Source organism: Streptomyces sp. NPDC047014, from assembly GCF_040644195.1.
GTDB lineage: Bacteria > Actinomycetota > Actinomycetes > Streptomycetales > Streptomycetaceae > Streptomyces.
The window spans coordinates 13,078-30,209 of the sequence record NZ_JBEYVX010000073.1; the positions used below are offsets into that span (position 1 = coordinate 13,078).

Annotated in this window: 17 protein-coding genes; 5 read left to right on the top strand and 12 right to left on the bottom strand. The window is 73.7% G+C overall.

Annotated features, from left to right (window positions below):
* Positions 1 to 199 precede the first annotated feature (199 nt).
* Together ABZ873_RS27215 and ABZ873_RS27220 are read left to right on the top strand one after the other, a co-directional pair.
* A complete protein-coding gene (locus ABZ873_RS27215; protein WP_360877048.1) occupies positions 200 to 1,486 on the top strand; it encodes a PH domain-containing protein in 1,287 nt (428 codons plus the stop codon).
* 91 nt (positions 1,487 to 1,577) lie between these two features.
* Positions 1,578 to 2,165 (top strand): hypothetical protein, encoded by a 588-nt coding sequence (locus ABZ873_RS27220; protein ID WP_360876995.1) that lies wholly within the window; start codon positions 1,578 to 1,580, stop codon positions 2,163 to 2,165.
* Between the two features lie 62 nt (positions 2,166 to 2,227).
* Here the strand turns inward: ABZ873_RS27220 and ABZ873_RS27225 are convergent, their stop codons facing one another.
* Positions 2,228 to 2,902: a response regulator transcription factor gene (locus ABZ873_RS27225; protein ID WP_360876998.1), complete on the bottom strand. Its 675-nt coding sequence runs from the start codon at positions 2,900 to 2,902 to the stop codon at positions 2,228 to 2,230.
* Positions 2,903 to 2,919: 17 nt separating this feature from the next.
* A complete protein-coding gene (locus ABZ873_RS27230; protein ID WP_360877001.1) occupies positions 2,920 to 4,122 on the bottom strand; it encodes a sensor histidine kinase in 1,203 nt (400 codons plus the stop codon).
* Between the two features lie 106 nt (positions 4,123 to 4,228).
* Between ABZ873_RS27230 and ABZ873_RS27235 the strand changes: the two genes are divergently transcribed.
* On the top strand, positions 4,229 to 5,218 hold the full coding sequence (locus ABZ873_RS27235; protein WP_360877004.1) for an SAM-dependent methyltransferase: 990 nt from the start codon (positions 4,229 to 4,231) through the stop codon (positions 5,216 to 5,218).
* A gap of 71 nt (positions 5,219 to 5,289) precedes the next feature.
* Here the strand turns inward: ABZ873_RS27235 and ABZ873_RS27240 are convergent, their stop codons facing one another.
* Both ABZ873_RS27240 and ABZ873_RS27245 read right to left on the bottom strand, forming a co-directional pair.
* On the bottom strand, positions 5,290 to 6,843 hold the full coding sequence (locus ABZ873_RS27240; protein ID WP_360877007.1) for a M28 family metallopeptidase: 1,554 nt from the start codon (positions 6,841 to 6,843) through the stop codon (positions 5,290 to 5,292).
* 295 nt (positions 6,844 to 7,138) lie between these two features.
* A complete protein-coding gene (locus ABZ873_RS27245; protein ID WP_360877010.1) occupies positions 7,139 to 8,263 on the bottom strand; it encodes a DUF5937 family protein in 1,125 nt (374 codons plus the stop codon).
* 175 nt (positions 8,264 to 8,438) lie between these two features.
* On the opposite strand from ABZ873_RS27245, the gene ABZ873_RS27250 reads away from it, so the two are divergent.
* Positions 8,439 to 8,648 (top strand): hypothetical protein, encoded by a 210-nt coding sequence (locus tag ABZ873_RS27250; protein ID WP_360877013.1) that lies wholly within the window; start codon positions 8,439 to 8,441, stop codon positions 8,646 to 8,648.
* A gap of 19 nt (positions 8,649 to 8,667) precedes the next feature.
* Here the strand turns inward: ABZ873_RS27250 and ABZ873_RS27255 are convergent, their stop codons facing one another.
* The 4 genes from ABZ873_RS27255 to ABZ873_RS27270 form a co-directional block, all read right to left on the bottom strand.
* Positions 8,668 to 9,243 carry a GNAT family protein gene (locus ABZ873_RS27255; RefSeq protein ID WP_360877016.1) on the bottom strand — a complete coding sequence of 192 codons (576 nt, stop codon included), beginning with the start codon at positions 9,241 to 9,243 and terminating at the stop codon, positions 8,668 to 8,670.
* On the bottom strand, positions 9,240 to 9,794 hold the full coding sequence (locus ABZ873_RS27260; protein WP_360877020.1) for a lasso peptide biosynthesis B2 protein: 555 nt from the start codon (positions 9,792 to 9,794) through the stop codon (positions 9,240 to 9,242). Before ABZ873_RS27260 ends, ABZ873_RS27255 begins: the two co-directional genes overlap by 4 nt.
* Entirely contained in the window at positions 9,794 to 11,605 is a 1,812-nt protein-coding gene (locus tag ABZ873_RS27265; RefSeq protein ID WP_360877023.1) for an albusnodin/ikarugamycin family macrolactam cyclase, read from the bottom strand. The genes ABZ873_RS27260 and ABZ873_RS27265 overlap by 1 nt, the downstream gene beginning before the upstream one ends.
* Before the next feature lie 73 nt (positions 11,606 to 11,678).
* Positions 11,679 to 11,822: an albusnodin family lasso peptide gene (locus ABZ873_RS27270; RefSeq protein ID WP_360877026.1), complete on the bottom strand. Its 144-nt coding sequence runs from the start codon at positions 11,820 to 11,822 to the stop codon at positions 11,679 to 11,681.
* Positions 11,823 to 11,925: 103 nt separating this feature from the next.
* Here ABZ873_RS27270 and ABZ873_RS27275 point away from each other — a divergent pair, with 103 nt between their 5' ends.
* Positions 11,926 to 13,146 (top strand): helix-turn-helix domain-containing protein, encoded by a 1,221-nt coding sequence (locus ABZ873_RS27275; protein WP_360877029.1) that lies wholly within the window; start codon positions 11,926 to 11,928, stop codon positions 13,144 to 13,146.
* Between the two features lie 63 nt (positions 13,147 to 13,209).
* Here the strand turns inward: ABZ873_RS27275 and ABZ873_RS27280 are convergent, their stop codons facing one another.
* From ABZ873_RS27280 to ABZ873_RS27295, 4 genes are all read right to left on the bottom strand, one after another.
* Entirely contained in the window at positions 13,210 to 14,019 is an 810-nt protein-coding gene (locus tag ABZ873_RS27280; protein ID WP_360877032.1) for a type III pantothenate kinase, read from the bottom strand.
* Between the two features lie 4 nt (positions 14,020 to 14,023).
* Positions 14,024 to 14,992 carry a carboxylating nicotinate-nucleotide diphosphorylase gene (gene nadC, locus ABZ873_RS27285; protein WP_360877035.1) on the bottom strand — a complete coding sequence of 323 codons (969 nt, stop codon included), beginning with the start codon at positions 14,990 to 14,992 and terminating at the stop codon, positions 14,024 to 14,026.
* 2 nt (positions 14,993 to 14,994) lie between these two features.
* Positions 14,995 to 16,734 (bottom strand): L-aspartate oxidase, encoded by a 1,740-nt coding sequence (locus ABZ873_RS27290; protein WP_360877039.1) that lies wholly within the window; start codon positions 16,732 to 16,734, stop codon positions 14,995 to 14,997.
* The coding region (locus tag ABZ873_RS27295) for a pantoate--beta-alanine ligase (protein WP_360877042.1) at positions 16,731 to 17,132 on the bottom strand (402 nt) is incomplete at its 5' end. The genes ABZ873_RS27295 and ABZ873_RS27290, both read right to left, overlap by 4 nt.

Genomic DNA, 17,132 nt, shown 5'->3' on the forward strand with positions numbered 1-17,132 from the left:
CGAGGAACGCGGCCCGGCGGCGGAACGCGACCCGGTTGCGGAAAACGGGCCGACCGAGGAGCGCGGCCCGGCCGATGAACGCGACCCGGCGGCGAAGCACGACCCGGCCCAGGAACACGACCCGGTGGCGAAGCGCGACCCGGCCGAGGCACCCGACCCGGTCGCGGAACCGGGCCCGACCTCCGGCGCCGAGCGTCGGCTGCACCCCTTCACCCCGCTGCGCCGCGCCTGGGTGCCGATCGCCGCGAGCATCGGCGTCCTCGCCCACCAGGGCGACCAGGCGGTGCGGTGGGTGGTGGACCTGTCGGCCCTGCTGCGCCTCGCGGCCCTCGCCGGCGTACTCGTGCTCTTCGGTGTGTACGGCTTCCTGAGCTGGTGGTTCACCCACTACTCCGTCACCGACACCGAGCTGCGCATCCGCACCGGCCTGCTCTTCCGCCGCACCGCCCACATCCGGCTCGACCGCCTCCAGGCCGTGGACGTGACCCGGCCCCTGCTGGCCCGGCTCACCGGCGTGGCCAGTCTGCGGCTCGACGTGATCGGCACCGAGGAGAAGGACCAGCTGGCCTTCCTCGGCGAGCAGGAGGCCGTCGCCCTGCGCGCCGAACTCCTCGCCCGCGCCGCCGGTTTCGCCCCCGAGGAGGCCGTCCGCCTCGGGGAGGCCCCGCAGCAGGAGCTGCTGCGCGTGGGGCCGGGCCAGCTCGTCGCCTCGCTGCTGCTGAGCCTCGGCGTCTGGGCGGCGCTGGCGGGCGGGCTCGTCGCGCCCGTGGTGGTGTGGTGGTTCAGCTCCAGCCCGTGGGCCGCTGTCGTCACCCTGCTGCCGATGCTCGGCGCGGTCTGGGCCGGTACCGCGGGCCGCTTCCTCACCGAGTACGACTGGCGGGTCGCGGACTCCCCGGACGGGCTCCGCCTGGACCACGGGCTGCTGGACCGCGCCCACGAGACCGTGCCGCCGGGGCGCGTGCAGACCGTACGGATCGTGGAGCCGCTGCTGTGGCGGCGGCGCGGGCTGGTCCGCGTGGAGCTGGCCGTGGCGGGCTCGAAGAACGACCTGCTGGTGCCGGTGGCCACCCGGGACGCCGCCCACGCGGTGATCGCCCGGGTGCTGCCCGGGGTGGATCTGGAGGCCCTGGACTTCTCGGGCTCCCCGCGGGCCGGGTCGCGCTGGGTGGTGCCGGTGTGGTGGAAGGGGTACGCGCTGGCGGTGTCCCCGGAGGTGTTCGCGGCCCGGCACGGCCGCCTGTGCCGCCGTACGGAGATCGTCCCGCACGCCAAGGTGCAGAGCGTACGGCTGACCCAGGGGCCGTGGGAACGGGCCCGCGGGGTGGCCGACGTACACGTGGACACCGGGGCGAACGCCACGGTCACGGCCCGGCTGCGCCCGGCGCCCGAGGCGGCGGCCCTGCTGTACGAGCAGGCGGCCCGCTCGCACACCTCGCGCGCGGCGGCGCGGCCGGACCGCTGGATGACGGAGCCGTCGCCCTGACCGCGCGTCAAGGAATCCTTGACAGGCTGATCATGTCAAGGTTTCCTTGACGCATGTGGACGACGCCCGCCCTCCGCCCCGGACGGCCCCGATGACCGACGCCCCGCTGCTCGACCCGGCCGAGACGGCCCGTGTCCGCGAGGGCATCGCCGCCTCCGTCCTCGGTGCCCCCGAGGGCCTGGCGGCCTCGCTCGAACGCGACGCCGACGGATACCTGCGCCTCGTGGACGCCTCGCGCGTCGGCGCCGAGGAGGCCGGCCGGCTGCTGCGCGAGGCCGTCCAGGGGGCCCGCGCCGCCGGGCACAGCTGGGACGCGGTGGGCAAGGTCCTCGGCGTGAGCCGGCAGGCCGCCCAGCAGCGCTTCGCGGACAAGGGCGCGGAGCCGTCCGTACCGGCCGCGGGGGCGCCCGGCGGGCCCGAGCGCCGCATCCTCGGCGGGCTGTCGGCCTTCAACGAGATGGCCGCCCTGGAGGAGGCCGGCCGCGAGGGCTGGCACTCGGTGGGCTACGGCCCGTACTTCCACGAGGTGGAGGCGTCCGGGCAGCCCTGGGAGCACTGCCGGATCACGCTCCCGTCCGCCGCGCGCCACCGGCGGATGGAGGCGGAGGGGTGGATCCCGGTCGGCGCGGGCTGGTTCCCCTGGCGCTACTACAAGCGGGCCGTCCGCCCCGGCGACTGAGCGACGCCGGGCCGGGGCGGGTCTGCCGGCCCCGCCCCGGACCGCCCACGGCCCGCGCCGGTTCAGCCCGCCCCGCCCCCCGCCCGTACCAGCCCCGTCTCGTACGCCAGGACCACCACCTGGACCCGGTCGCGCAGGCCCAGCTTCGTCAGGATGCGGCCCACGTGGGTCTTCACCGTCGCCTCCGACAGCACCAGCCGCCCCGCGATCTCGCCGTTCGACAGGCCCTGGGCCACCAGCAGCATGACCTCGCGCTCGCGCTCCGTCAGCCGCTCGATCTCCTTGTTCTGCGGCTCCTGCGTGGTCGTCGGCAGCATCGGAGCGAAGCGGTCCAGCAGCCGGCGCGTCGTGGACGGGGCCACCACCGCGTCCCCGCTGTGCACCGAGCGGATCGCCGCCAGCAGCTCGCCCGGCGGCACGTCCTTGAGCATGAAGCCGCTCGCGCCCGCCTTGAGGCCGGAGAAGGCGTACTCGTCCAGGTCGAAGGTGGTCAGGATGATCACCTTCGGGTGCTCCTCCGGCTCGCAGATCCGCCGCGTCGCCTCCACACCGTCGAGCCTGGGCATACGGACGTCCATCAGCACCACGTCCACCTTCGTGGCCCGCAGCACCTCCAGCGCCTCCAGGCCGTCGCCCGCCTCGGCGACGACCTCCATGTCCGGCTGGGCGGCGAGCACCATCCGGAAGCCGGTGCGCAGCAGCACCTGGTCGTCGACCAGCATCACTCGGATGGACATCGGTTACCTCGTCCTCGTCATTTCTTCTTCAAAGGGAGCAGTGCGCTGATCCGGAAGCCGCCGCCGGGCCGCGGCCCCGCGTCCAGGGTTCCGCCGACCATACCGATCCGCTCGCGCATGCCGATCAGCCCGTGCCCGGCGCCGTCCGCGCCGCCGTCCTCGTACAGCTCGTGGGCCGCGCCCCGGCCGTCGTCCTCGACGAGCAGGCCCAGCCCGTCGTCGAAGTAGACCAGCCGGACACTGGCCCGGGCGTCCGGTCCGCCGTGCTTGCGGGTGTTGGTCAGGGCCTCCTGCACGATCCGGTACGCGGTGAGCTCCACGCCCGTGGGCAGCCGCCGGGGCGCGCCCTCGACCTCGAACTCCACCGTCAGTCCGGCCGCCCGCACCTGCTCGACCAGCACCTCGATCTGCTCCACGTCCGGCTGGGGCACGTAGTCCTCGGCCTCCTGCGGTTCGCCCGTGCGCAGCACGCCCAGCAGCCGGCGCATCTCGGCGAGGGCCTGGCGGCCGGTGCCGGAGATGGTCTGCAGGGCCTCCTTGGCCTGCTCGGGCGCCACGTCCATGACGTACGCCGCGCCGTCCGCCTGGACCACCATCACCGAGACGTTGTGCGCGACGACGTCGTGCAGCTCGCGGGCGATCCGGGCGCGCTCGGCGGCCACCGCCACCTTGGACTGGGCCTCACGCTCCTTCTCCAGCCGCTGGTTGCGCTCGACCAGCTGGGCGTAATAGGCCCGCCGGGTGCGCAGCGAGTCGCCCAGCACCCAGGCCAGGGCGAAGGGGACGATCATGAAGACGGCGAAGAGGACGTTGTCGACGGTGCTGGTGCCCTTGTCCACGCCGTAGCGCAGGAAATACAGAGGTGCGGCGGCCAGTCCCCAGCCCAGCGCGGTGCGCGAGACCCAGCGCGGGACGTCGCCCGCGGCGACCGTGAAGAGGATCACGAACATCGCGAGGTCCCAGAACCCGGCCGTGATGCCGAGGGCCAGCTGGTAGACGCCGGCGCCGAGGGTGAGCCAGAACATCGCCTGGGTCCACCTGCGGCGCAGGGCCACGGCCGTGCTGAGCGCGAGGACCGCCGGCACGGCCGCGAACTTCATGCTGGGGCTGAGGGCGGACTCCTCGGAGACGTTCAGCAGGGACACCGCGAAGAGGACGACGGCCCAGAAGCTGTCGACGCCCGTGGGGTGTCTGCGGAGGAAGTCGTAGAGGCGCTGCACGTCACCCAGAGTAGGGAACGGAGATAGGTGCTGGAGTCAACCAGAGGTCCGAACCTGGCGCCGGGGGCGTACTCCCCAAGGTGGAGGGTGAGCATAGCCTTCGGTGATGAGCACCGACGGAGCCTCCCCCGCCCCCGTCCGCTGGCGTGCGGCGATGGAGGCCGCGCTGTACGGCCCCGGCGGCTTCTACGTGCGCCCGGGCGGCCCCGGACCCGCCGGGCACTTCCGCACCTCCGTGCACGCCTCCGGGCTGTACGCCGCCGCCGTGGCCCGGCTGCTGCGCGAGGTGGACGCCCGGCTCGGGCACCCGGACCGGCTCGGCCTGGTCGACATCGGGGCCGGGCGCGGGGAGCTGCTGACCGGGGTGCTCGGCGCGCTGGACCCGGGGACGGCCGCGCGGGTGCGCCCGTACGCGGTGGAGCGCGCGGAGCGGCCCGCCGGGCTGGATCCGCGGATCGGCTGGGGCGCGGAGCCGCCCGCCGGGACCACGGGCCTGCTCTTCGCCAACGAATGGCTGGACAACGTCCCCCTGGAGATCGCCGAGGACGGCCGCTACGTGCTGGTCGCGCCGGACGGTACGGAGAGTCCCGGCGGCCCCCTCGGCCCCGCCGACCGGGACTGGCTGGAGCGCTGGTGGCCCGGCGGCGGCCGCGCCGAGATCGGCCGGGCCCGCGACGAGGCGTGGGCGGCGGCCACCGCCACCCTGGAACGCGGCCTGGCCGTCGCCGTGGACTACGCGCACACCCGGGAGGCGAGGCCCCCCTACGGCACCCTGACGGGCTTTCGCGCGGGCCGCGAGGTCCCGCCGGTCCCGGACGGCAGCTGCGATGTCACCGCGCATGTGGCGCTGGACGCGTGCGCGGGGCCGGGGGCGGTCCTGCTGACCCAGCGCGAGGCCCTGACCGCCCTCGGCGTCTCCGGCACCCGGCCCCCGCTCGCCCTGGCCTCCTCGGACCCGGCGGCCTACGTCCGCGCCCTGGCCTCGGCGGGGGAGGCGGCGGAACTGACCTCCCGCACGGGCCTGGGCACCTTCGTCTGGCTGCTCCAGCCGAAGGGCATCGTGCCGTGGCCGGGCGACGGGCTCGGGGCCTCCTAGCAGGTGAGGAACGCGGGAGGGGCCGGGATCCTCGGGCGGATCCCGGCCCCTCCCGGCGTGCCGGGGTGCTGTTACTGCGTGACCTCGTCGTGGCCCGTGTGGAGGCCGCCGCCGCCACCGCTGCCGCCCGGGGTCGGCGTCGAGACCACCGGCTTCGAGAGCGGGGCCAGGTCGTGGGCGTAGTGGCCGACCGCGTTCGCGATGACGTCGACGTTGATGTCGAGCGCCTTCTGGTCGATGTTGGTGATGTCGTCACCCGCGCCGTGGTAGTTCACGTCGTAGGCGACACCGGCCTGGCCGCCGAACTTGGCCGCCTCCGCCTCCGTCTTGATGCCCTCGGCGCCCGTGAAGGTGCCGCCGGACGGGATGCCGACCTCGATGAAGGGCCCGTAGTCCGAGCGGCCCGAGAAGTCCGTGCCCGCGTGCGGGATCTTCTTCGAGTCGAGGAAGTCGGTGATCCCCTTCTCGATCTGGGCGGAGCCCTCCGGGCCGGGGCCCGAGCCGACGCCGTCCGAGTCGTCGCCGTCGTAGACGAAGTACGCGGCGTTCGGCGAGGCGATCATGTCGAAGTTCAGGTAGAGCTTGATCTGCTTCTTCTGGGCCTCCGTCAGCCCGGCGACGTACGCCTCCGAGCCGAGCAGGCCGAACTCCTCCGCCGACCACCAGGCGAACTTGACCTTGTTCTTGACCTTCGTCTGGCTGCTCGCGAGCCGCTGCGCGACCTGGAGGATGCCGGCCGAGCCGGAGCCGTTGTCGTTGATGCCGGGGCCCGCCGCGACCGAGTCGAGGTGGGCGCCGAGGAAGACGGTGTTGTTCTCGTCGCCGCCGCGGGTCTCCGCGATGACGTTGAACGTCTTGCGGTTCTCGCGCAGCTGCCGGATGTCGAGGGTGAGCTCGACCGGTCCGGCCGCGGCCTCGGCCGTCAGCCGCTCGCCGTCCTCCTGCGTGATGCCGCCGGTGGGGACCTTGCCCGCGGCCGGGTCGCCCAGGGTGCCGTTGAGGGCGCCCGCGGTGTTGTTGAAGATGACCGCGCCGACCGCTCCGGCCGCGGCGGCGTTCTGCTGCTTCACCGCGAAGGTGCAGCCGCCGCGCTTGACCAGGGCGATCTTGCCGGTGAAGGCGCCGGCGGCGAAGTCGCCGGGCTCGCAGCCGTTCGTCCCGTCGGCGTCGACCGGGGCGACGGCGACCTGGGCCGTGACACCGCCCTCGGGGGAGTTGGCCGTGTACGACATCAGGTGGATCGGGACGTCCCGCCCGTTCGCGCCGTTGACCGTCAGCTTCTCCTCGACGGTCTCGACGTACACGAAGTCGAACTCGTTGCGCGTGACCTGGTACCCGGCCCCCTTGAGTACGGCCTCGACGTACTTGGCCGACTGCTCGTGCCCCTTGGAACCGGCTGCCCGGTTGCCGTTGTTGTAGTCCGCGAGCGACTGCAGGACCTTGAGGTGGCTGAAGGCTCCCTTGCCGGTCGCGTCCTGGACCAGCTTGCGGGCCAGGGCGTCACCCCGGGCGGCGTCGCTCTGCGGGCTGCCGGTGGCACCGGCCGGCCCGGCGACGAGCAGAGGGGAGACGAGGGCCGCGGCTGCCAGGGCGGCGGTTGCTGCGGCTATACGACGTGAGGGCATGAAGGTCCTTCCACGACAGAGGCGAGCAGGGCAGGGCGGAGCGGATACAGCGGATACAGCGGATACAGCGGTTACGTCAGGCATGACGCGGTGATACGGGCACAACTGGGCACAGCGAGGCGGAACATGGCCCATCGTCTTGCTGATGCGGTGCGCGATACGTGGGGGAGCGGTGGTCGCACGTTAGACAGCAACTGGCCTTGATGGCCAGAGCTTTCGCTGATTCCGGTTTATGAATTCCGTATATCGGAGAATCGACAGCGCCCGGAACAAGCCGCCCACCTGCGCTTCCGCCCTACCGGAGGACTCCCTCGATGAAGTCCGAGCCGATCCGGGCGACCGCGGCCAGATCCAACTGGTGCTGGGCATAACGGCCTTGCCTCCGCGTATGCATCAGACCCGCCTTTTTCAGTACGGACAGATGCCGCGACACCTCCGGCGCGGTGATCCCGTACACGGTCGCCAGCTCGCTCGTCGTGTACGGCGCCCGCGCCAGGCTCCGGCAGAGCAGCATCCGCATCGGGTGCGCCAGGGCCTCCATCCGCCGCTGGAGCAGCTCCACCGAGCCCGGCGGGGAGGCCGGTCCGGGGGTGCCGAGCGGATAGTGGACCACCGGACGCCAGCCCGGCGCGTGCAGTACGAGCAGATGCGGCCAGCCGAAGTTGGTCGGCACGAAGACCAGGCCGTCGCCTATTCGGTGATCGGTGGCCGTCGTGGTCCCGTGGACCATCTTGTCGGCGGTGATGGTCGTCAGTCCCTCGTCGACGCTCAGCGCCGTCGAGACGTCCTTGAGCGCCGCCGCCAGCCCCTTGCGGCGCAGCAGCTCGCCCTTGTGCCGGGCGTCCGCGCTCTGTCCCGGCTCCAGCCGCTTCCACGTCTGCGCGAAGAACGCCTCGTCGCAGTCCTCCAGCAGCCGCCGCAGCCACACCCGTACGGCGCCCGGGTCGTCCAGCAGCCGCAGCGAGAAGTCCAGCTGACGCGGCCCGCGCGCGGCGGCCGCCGCCAGCGCCCGCTCCCGCGCGGCCGGGTCGCGCAGCGGCGAGGGGAAGCCGCCCTCGTCGTACAGCGCCAGCCAGCAGTGCTCCAGCGCGGCGGCCACGAACCGGTCGTCGTCCATCCGGTCGAGTACGTCGAGCTCCCCGGCCAGCGTCGCGGCGGGCAGCCCGGTCCCGCCGGGCACCCCGGCGAAGGCCATGAAGATGTCGGCGAAGGAGCTGCGCCACATGAAGTCGCCTTCGAGCAGCCGGTCCGCGAGGCACGGATCGAGCGAGGCGGAGGTGGCGGCGGTCCACGAGGCCAGCCGCGGGTGGTGCGCGGGCTGGGAGAGCGCGTGCAGGGCCATGCAGAGCTCGGCGAGCGGGGAGGGTGCGAAGGAGATCCGGTCGGGGTCGAGCCCGGCGATGTCGATGGTGACGCTCATCGCCCCATTCTGTCCGTCCCCGCACGTCGGAGCGGTACGAGGGCCCCCCGACGGGCTCCGCGGAGGCCGCCCACCCGAGTGATCACACAGGCCGCGGTCCGGCCTCCCACCGGCACGATTGACGGGGAACGTCAACTGTCGTGCGGGATGCCGCCGACGGGGTGAGGCTTGAGCCATGACAGCGATCGAGCAGTACCTCATCGACACCTGGCGGGCCTCCCAGCAGAACGCCCCGATGCCCCCGCCCCCGGGCCGCGACGACGTCGCCGTCCTCCGCGGGATCCGCTCCGACCAGCAGTTCCGCGCGGTCCTGGACGGCGCGGAGGCCCGCCACCCCTGGCGCGCCGCCCTCCACCGCCTCCTCCACCGCCCCCGCCCGTGCTGAACGGGGCGGTGGCCAGCGCCTACACGTCGAACAGCGCCTTGACCGCGGAGGGCCCGGCGAACTCCCTGGCGAGCGCGTCCATGACCACCTCGTCGCACACCTCCCCCAGCCAGTACCCGGCCTCACGCACCACCCCGGCCCGCTGAAACCCGGCTCGCTCGTACGCCGCGATGCCTGCGGCGTTCGGAGCCAGCACCTTGAGCCAGACCATGCGGAAGTTGCTCACATGGAAGGCATAATCCAAGGTCAGACGGGTGGCCTCGGTGCCGAGCCCCCGCCCGCGGGCCTCCTTGCCGATCATGATCACGAACTCGGCCGTCCGCACGGCGTCGTCCGGCAGCAGCGTCGTGACACCCACGGGCACCGGCCCGTCGCCGGCCAGGTCGTAGACCGTGAACCGCACATTCGCACCGCGGAGCTGCCGGGCCAACCCTTCCGCCCGCGCTTCGAACGACTCCGGTGCCTGACGCCCGTAGCCGATCATCAACGCCGGATCCTGCTCCCACCCCCAGTACGTCTCGACCAGATCGGCCCGGTAGGGCCCGAGCCCGCAGCTCTCACTGGCGATCCACAGCGTCGGTCCGGACGGCGTCACGGGTGCTCTCCGATCATGAGGACAGGCGTGTAGGCGCCGGTCGATGCGGGTTCCGCCGCCGCGGTCCCGTCGTGGGTGGTGATCCAGGCGTGCAGCCTGACCGGGTCGGGCGCGACACCGTGGCACCAGATGACGGAACGGCGCCGCAGGGCGAGCAGGAGGACCACCGCCGCGGATTCTTCCAGGCAGGCGGTCCGGGCGGGGGAGTACCAGGCGGCGCGGCGGACGGCATGGACGGCCGCGGTCGCCTGCTCGGGCGTGGCGGGCTCCGTGGTGAACGAGGCGGCGGCGCGGATGGCACCGGTGAGCCGCCTCATCGCGGTCCCCCGGTCTCCCGCCGCCTTGATGGCGCAGACGGCGGCGAGGGCGGCGGCAGCCGCCGGGCTCCGGGCTCCGCGCGGCCGGGTGAGCCCGGCCGGATGCTCGGCGCTGCCCCAGCTCGCCGTCGGCGCGGTCGTCGGGCCGGGTGCGGCGGGGATCAGGCACCGGACGCGGCCGGTGTCGTAGTCGACGACGACCTGGACGTGCCCGAAGTCGACGGACCTCCGCATCACACCGCCCTTCCGGCCAGGGGTACGGCCCACCCGGGTGCGGGGGAGGTGTCGACGGCGTGCAGCCAGGCGTCGGCGGCCAGGGCCTGTTCGATCGCGGCGAGGGGCATCGGTACCCCGGCGGCGGCCCGGCGGATCTGCTCACGGAGACGCCCGCGGTCGAGCAGGCCCGTCCCGGCCAGCCGTACGCCTCCGCTGGCGAGGAGTCCGGGAAGCGCGGCGCGCAGCCCGCTGTAGTGGTCGGCCTCGAACGAGCCCTTCGTGGTCCTGGCCGTGAGCGCAGGAGGCAGGATGTCGCCGAACGCCCGGGTCAGCAGCGGCTTGTAGGCGTGGAGCGGCGGGCGCTGGTCGAGCGGCACACGGAGCACCGCGTCCACCACGGAGGAGTCGAGAAAGGGATTGTGCAGGTTGATCCCGCAGGTGCCCGCCAGTTCGGCGTCCGCCGCCGCCGTGCGTGCCACCTCCCTGATCTCCTCCACGAGAACGCGTACGGAGGCGTCCAGCCCCGGCAGCGGGTCAGGAGCGCTGGCGTACTCCTCGGCGGCCTCGGCGACGAGGTGTGCGGCGCCGGGCAGCGCCCAGGACGGTACCGGGAGGACGGGGAACCATCCGAGGTCTCCGCGCCGCCGGCCGCCCTCCTTCCCGCCGGTCAGCTCGGCGGCGAGTCCGGCCGAGGCGTGTTCCCGGCCGGTGGCGGCCATCCGGGCGGCCTCACGCAGCAGCGGGGCCACAGGAGTGCGGCGCAGCCGCGCCCAGCCCGCCGCCTCCCGCAGCGCCCGGCCGTACCGGTGGCGGCGGATGAGGTCGGCGAGGTGGGCGGGGGGCCGGAAGAGAACGCTGTCCCCGCCGTCGCCGGTCAGGTGGGTACGTGTGCCGAGCGTGCGGTGCATCCAGCGGAGCTGGGTCCGGAGACGGGCCTGGGTGAGCGTGGAGGGGGCGGGCTCGTCCGTCACGGGAACCTCCAGGAGCCCGGTGTACGGGCGGTGCTCGTCGCCGAGCGGGAGCAGCCGGTGGCGGATGCGCCCCCCGGAGGCTTCGGCGGCGAGGCGCGCGTAGTGGAGGTCGGCACCGTCGAATACGTCCTGCGGGTGGACGGTCACCCCGTCGACCGGGCCGTCGGCCGCGCGGGAGGCGAGGACGGCGAGGGTGGTGGAGTCCAGCCCGCCGGAGAGGTCACTGGACAGGGCCGGGTCGGTCCGGACGCGCAGCTTCACCGATGCGGTCAGGGCGTTGCGCAGCCGCAAGGAAGGAGGCGGGCCGGTGAAGGGATCGGGACGCCATGTGGTGCTGCATGTGGACGGGCCGCCGCTCGCGGGGAGACCGACACGGCTGCCGGCCGGGAGCCGGCGTACGTCGGCGAAGAAGGAGCGGCCGCCTGCCAGCATGGGCAGGGACGGGGCGAGGACGGCGCACGCCAGCCGCTTTGTGTCGATGCCCTTGCCCGCCAGGGACGCCAGGTGGCGGGCCGAGGTCGACCAGGCCCACGTACCCCTCCAGGCGACGGCGTAGAGGGGCATCGCGGAGGCCGGATCGGTGTGGAGCACCACGCCGTCCGCCAGTTCCTCCACGACCGCGTACGCCCCCGGCCACTGCCAGGCCACCCGAGCGGGTAACGGCCGTTCGGCAAGGGCCCGCATCTCCTCACCCCCCGCCCCGCACGGACCGATGATGTGGACGTGGCGGCCGGGACGCTGCGCGGTGCGCACGGGAGTCCCACCGGTCCGCCACAGCGATGACGAGGGGATGACGGTGTCGGCGCCGAACGGGCGCGGCAGGCCGGGGCGGGTGGTGCTGAATCCTCCGACAGGCATGGTGTCCTCCGGGTCCGGTGGGGCGAGCGCGGTCCCCGGGCCGGGGCCCGGGACCGCGCTCGGTGGGTCGGGATCAGGAGTTGTAGGCGCGGCGCTTGTCCTCGCTGCTGCCACCGCCCTGACCCTCGGTCAGGTCGGCGGCGTCACCCAGGTCGACGGCGGTCACCTGCTCCTCGGCCGTTCCGGTGTCACTGTTCGCGTCGTACGTGGCGCTCATGGTGGTGCTCCTCCCGATAGGGGTCCGACGGGCCACCACCATGGCCTTCGCGTCGTGCGCCGATCCACTGCCGCGTCCTATAGGGCCGCCCTATATTGCGGGGATGGAGCCGGACCTGGACGTGTGGGCACACCCCGGTTTGCGTGCCGCGGTGGCGGCGGGTGACTGGGGGGCGGTGCTGCGGACCTGGCGGACCCTGACCCGCGCCAGCCAGAGCAGACTCGGCGCACTGGTGGGTCTGGCCCAGCCCGACGTCTCGGCGATCGAGAACCGCCGCCGCGCGGTGACCTCGGTGGAGGTGCGGCAGAGGATCGTCGAAGGGCTGGGTGTGCCCGCCGAGTTGACCGGCGGTGCGGCCGAGGAGCTGCCCCTGCCCTCGCTCGTCCTGCCGGGTGTGGTCTCCGAGGCGGCGGCGGACCGGCTGACACGCGTGAAGCACGGCGGACTCCGCCTGGACGCCGCCTCGCTGGATTCGCTGGAAGGCTTACTGGCCGCGCACCGCAGGGCGGAGGACACCCTCGGCTCTCACGCCGTGTCCGGTGTGGTGGCCGCCCAGTTCCGGCAGGTGGCAGGGCTCTACGGGCAGGCCCGCGGGCCGTTGGCGGACCGCCTGGTGAAGGTGATGGCCGAGTACGCGCAGTTCCTTGCCTGGATGGCGCAGGACCAGGACAACGCCCCGGTGGCCCTCGGCTGGTTCGACCGTTCCTACGACTGGGCGCTGGAGTCGGGGTACGCGGACCTGGCGGCCACCACGATGAGTATGAAGGCGCACCTGGCATGGTCGGGCGGCAAGGGGCGGCGCTGCGTCCGGCTCGGCGAGGCCGCCGCCTCCACGGCGGGGGCGAGCGAGGCGACCCGGGCCATGGCGGTGCAGATGGCCGGCCGCGGGCACGCCTTGGCGGGCGACGGTGACGAGGCGTACCGCAGGCTCGACGAGGCCCAGTGCATCATCGCGGGCGCCGCCGACGCCCCGCCGTGGCTGTACTTCTACGGTGAATCCTGGTTCTCGGCCCAGCGCGGCATGGCCGACCTGCACCTGAGCCGGTGGGGCAGCGCGGTGCAGAACCTGACGGCGGGTCTCGTCGGGTTCGGCCTCTCGTACCGCCGCGACCGCGCCTGGTACGGCGCGTGCCTGGCGCACGCCCACGCGGGCGCCGGCGAGGCCGGGGCAGCCCTGACGACCGCACTGGAGGCGGTGCCGGACGCTGCGGAACTGGGGCGACCGCACGCGTGGGGCGAACTGCACACCGTGGCAGGAGTGCTGCTGCGCCGCGGAGCCGCCGAGGGCCGCGCCCTGTTCGACGCACTGGCCGCCCTGGACTAGATCTGTTCGTACCCCGGCCGCGGTGGCGGGAGGGCGGCCGTGGGTGCGGCCGCCCCGACTGCCTCACTCGAAGTTCGGGGCGTTGCGTTCGTAGACCAGGCGGAGGCCGATCAGGGTCAGCCAGGGTTCGTGGTCGTCGATCACGGATGCCTCGTTCAGGACCATCGGCGCCAGGCCGCCCGTCGCGATGACGCGGACGTCGTCCGGGTCGCCGTGCGGGCCCGCCAGCTCCTTCGCCATACGGGCCACCACCCCGTCGACCTGGCCCGCGAAGCCGTAGATCACGCCCGACTGCATCGCCTCGACCGTGGACTTGCCGATCACGTGCCGCGGCCGCGCCAGCTCGATCTTGCGGAGCTGGGCGCCCCGTACGCCCAGGGCCTCCATCGAGATCTCGATGCCCGGGGAGATCACCCCGCCCACGTACTCGCCCTTCGCGGACACCGCGTCGAAGGTGGTCGCCGTACCGAAGTCGACCACGATCGCCGGGCCCCCGTACAGCTCGACCGCCGCGACCGCGTTGATGATGCGGTCCGCGCCGACCTCCTTCGGGTTGTCCATCAGGATCGGCACACCCGTCCTGATGCCCGGCTCCACCAGCACCGCCGGCACGTCGCCGTAGTAGCGCCGGGTGACCTCGCGCAGCTCGTGCAGGACCGACGGCACCGTCGAGCAGATCGCGATGCCGTGGATGCCGTCGCCCAGCTCGCTGCCCAGCATCGGGTGCGTGCCCATCAGGCCCTGCATCAGCACGGCCATCTCGTCGGCCGTGCGCCGCGGATCGGTCGAGATGCGCCAGTGCTCGACGATCTCGTCACCGTCGAACAGGCCCAGGACCGTGTGGGTGTTGCCCACGTCGATGGTGAGGAGCACGGCGCTACACCGCCTCGCGCAGGTCGAGGCCGATGTCCAGGATCGGCGAGGAGTGCGTCAGCCCGCCCACGGCCAGGTAGTCCACACCGGTCTCCGCGTACGCGCGGGCCGTCTCCAGGGTCAGCCGGCCCGAGGACTCCAGCACCGCGCGGCCCGCCACCAGCGTGACGGCCTCCTCGGTCTCCGGGACGGTGAAGTTGTCCAGCAGGATCAGGTCCGCGCCCGCGTCCAGGACCTCGCGGACCTGGTGCATCGTGTCCACCTCGACCTCGATCGGGACCTCCGGGAACGCCTCGCGCACCGCCGTGAACGCCTGCGCGACACCGCCCGCCGCCACCACGTGGTTGTCCTTCACCAGCGCCGCGTCCGACAGCGACATCCGGTGGTTGACGCCGCCGCCGCAGCGCACCGCGTACTTCTCCAGCGCGCGCAGCCCCGGCGTGGTCTTGCGGGTGTCGCGGACCTTGGCCTTCGTGCCCTCCAGCACGTCCGCCCAGCGCCGGGTCGCCGTCGCGATGCCCGACAGCCGGCACAGGATGTTCAGCGCGCTGCGCTCGGCCGTCAGCAGGTCGCGGGTGCGGGCGCGCACCGACAGCAGGACCTCGCCCGCCTTGACGGCGTCGCCGTCCTCCGCGTGCCGCTCCACCTCGAACGCCTCCGTGCACACCACGGAGAACACGGCCTCGGCGATGCGCAGGCCCGCCACCACCCCGTCCTCGCGCGCCACGAAGTCCGCGACGGCCTCCGCCTCCTCCGGCACCGTGGCCACGGTGGTCACGTCGACCCCGCCGTCCAGGTCCTCGGAGAGCGCCATGTGCGCGATGTCCTCGACCTCGACCGGGTCCAGGCCCGCCTCCTCCAGGAGCTGGGCGAGCGCCGGGTCCAGCCCGGTCTCCTCGCCGTCGCCGCAGGCGCAGTCGTCGCCGCAGCCGCCGTCGTTCTGGTCGATCAGGGGAAGTTCGGGGGTGCTCACGGTCACTGCTCCAGGCTCGGGGTGCTCAGGGGACGCACGGACGGGAAGTCCGCGGAATCGGTCGGTACGACGACCAGGGCCCGCCTCTCGGTGGCCGAGAGCCGGACGACGAGATGGCGGCGCCACCGGGCATCGTCCCGGTCCGGGTGGTCCTCGCGCCAGTGGCAGCCGCGGGTCTCCTCGCGGCGCTGCGCGGCGGCGACCAGGACCCGCGCCACGCACAGCAGGTTCGTGGCCTCCCAGGTGTCCACACCCGGTTCGGCGGTCTTGCCGTGCGCTTCGAGTTCGTTCAGGGCGGTGGCGTACAGCCCCTCCAGGGCCTCGGCCGCCGCCGCCAGGGACCGCGCCGAGCGCAGCACGCCCGCGCCGTCCGTCATGATCCGCTGGACCTCGTACCGGGCACCCGCGGGCTGCAGCGGACCGGTCGAGGGCACCGGTATACCGGGGCCGCCGCAGGTGCGGGCCTGCGCGGTGATGTCGGCGGCGATCCGCTCGGCGAACACCAGCCCTTCCAGCAGCGAGTTGGAGGCCAGCCGGTTCGCGCCGTGCACACCGGTGCAGGCGACCTCACCGCAGGCGTACAGGCCGGGCACGGTGGTCCGCCCGTGCAGGTCGGTGCGGACGCCGCCGGAGGCGTAGTGCGCGGCGGGCGCCACCGGGATCGGCTCGGTCACCGGGTCGATGCCGTGCGCGCGGCAGGCGGCCAGGATGGTCGGGAAGCGCTGCTCCCACATGGCGGCGCCGAAATGCCGGGCGTCCAGGTACATGTGCCGCGCGCCCTGCTCCTGCATGCGGCGCATGATGCCCTTGGCGACGATGTCGCGCGGCGCCAGCTCGGCCAGCTCGTGCTGCCCGGTCATGAAGCGCACGCCGTCCGCGTCCACGAGGTACGCGCCCTCGCCCCGCACGGCCTCCGACACCAGCGGCTGCTGCCCCTCCGCGTCCGGGCCGAGGAACAGCACCGTCGGGTGGAACTGCACGAACTCCAGGTCCGAGACCTCCGCCCCGGCCCGCAGGGCCAGCGCCACCCCGTCGCCGGTGGACACCGACGGGTTGGTCGTCGCGGAGAAGACCTGGCCCATGCCGCCGGTCGCGAGGATCACGGCGGGCGCGTGCACGGCGCCCACCCCGTCGTGCTGCCCCTCGCCCATGACGTGCAGGGTGACCCCGGCCGTACGGCCCTCCGCGTCCTGGAGCAGATCCAGGACGAGCGCGTTCTCCACGGTCTCGATGCCCGCCGCGTGCACGGCCTCGACCAGCGCGCGGGAGATCTCGGCGCCCGTGGCGTCGCCGCCCGCGTGCGCGATCCGCCGGCGGTGGTGGCCGCCCTCCCGGGTCAGCTCGATCTCCCCGGTCTCCGCGGAGGTGTCGAAGACCGCGCCCGTCGCGATCAGCCGCCGGACCGCGTCCGGCCCCTCGGTGACGAGCAGCCGTACGGCCTCCTCGTCGCACAGCCCCGCACCCGCGACCAGGGTGTCGTCCAGGTGCTGTTCGGGGGTGTCGCCCTCGCCGAGGGCCGCGGCGATACCGCCCTGCGCCCAGCGGGTGGAACCGTCGTCGAGCCGCGCCTTGGTGACCACGACGGTACGGCGGCCCGCCGCGGCGCAGCGCAGCGCGGCGGTCAGCCCCGCCACGCCGGAGCCGACGACCACGACATCGGCGTCGAGGGACCAGCCGGGGGCCGGCGCGTGCAGCCGTATGCCGGTACCGCCCGACGGGATGCCTCTGCCCGGTGTGCTCACGAGTGTGCTCCGAATTCCAATGGGATGTTGTCGATCAGCCGGGTCGTCCCCACCTTGGCGGCGACGGCCAGCACGGCCCGCCCGGTGAAACCGGGCCCGGCCTCGGTGAAGTCCTGCGGGTCCACCAGCGCCAGGTAGTCCAGGACGAGCGGCGGCTCCTGCCGGCCCGCCTCCTCCAGCACATGGCGCGCGGCGGCCCGTACCGCGTCCGGCAGTTCCCCGCACGCCACCGAGACGGCGTGCGCGTCGGCGGAGGCGCGGATCTCGCCCAGCCGCGCCAGGGCGGTGGCCCGCTCGTCGGTGGCCGGGGCAATGATGCCCGCGATGAAGCAGGCGCCGATCTTCACGCCGTCGGGCCGCTCCACGACGTTGACCCCGGTGGTGTAGACGAACACGGC